Origin of the sequence: Allokutzneria sp. NRRL B-24872 (assembly GCF_002155965.1) — a bacterium.
GTDB lineage: Bacteria > Actinomycetota > Actinomycetes > Mycobacteriales > Pseudonocardiaceae > Allokutzneria.
The window spans coordinates 1-657 of sequence record NZ_MUMH01000430.1 but is presented as its reverse complement, the minus strand read 5'-3'; the positions used below and the strand labels follow the sequence as shown (position 1 = coordinate 657).

Sequence of the window (657 nt, the reverse complement as noted above, 5' to 3'; positions counted from 1 at the left end):
TGCCCTGATTCCTGCTGCTCCCCAGGAACGGCAGGTGGAGCGAGGGGTGGCCGCCGCGAAGCTGGCGACGCTGCCGCAGAGCCCGCAGGCCCCGGAGTCGTCGCCGACGTGGAACGAGCCCGAGCCGGTGGCCCTGCCGGAGCCTCCGGCCGGTGCCTACTTCACCGAGCTTCCGATCGATGCCATCGTTCCCAACCGGCATCAGCCCCGTGAGGTCTTCGACGAGGACGCGCTGGCGGAGCTCGTCACCTCCATCAAGGAGGTCGGCCTGCTCCAGCCCGTGGTCGTGCGCAAGATCGAGGCCGACCGCTATGAGCTCGTCATGGGCGAGCGTCGTCTGGCGGGCCTCGGCGACGGCGGGCCTGGAGCGGATCCCGGCGATCGTCCGGGACACCGACGACGAGAAGATGCTCCTGGACGCGCTCCTGGAGAACCTTCACCGGGCCCAGCTGAACGCGATCGAAGAGGCCCACGCCTACGAGCAGCTGCTCAAGGACTTCGGCTGCACTCATGACCAGCTCGCGGAGCGGATCGGGCGCTCCCGCCCGCAGATCTCCAACACGCTGCGTCTGCTGCGTCTCTCGCTGCCGGTGCAGCGCCGGGTCGCCGCCGGAGTGCTCTCCGCCGGCCATGCGCGGGCCCTGCTCGGTGTGGAGG

General features: G+C 70.5%; 2 protein-coding genes. Both read left to right on the top strand.

Annotated elements, in window-relative coordinates:
- Positions 1-34 precede the first annotated feature (34 nt).
- Positions 35-514: a ParB/RepB/Spo0J family partition protein gene (locus tag CCN37_RS42555; protein WP_371505749.1), complete on the top strand. Its 480-nt coding sequence runs from the start codon at positions 35-37 to the stop codon at positions 512-514.
- Positions 408-657 (top strand): ParB/RepB/Spo0J family partition protein (locus tag CCN37_RS42550; protein WP_371505748.1); only part of this gene is annotated, 250 nt, incomplete at its 3' end. The genes CCN37_RS42555 and CCN37_RS42550, both read left to right, overlap by 107 nt.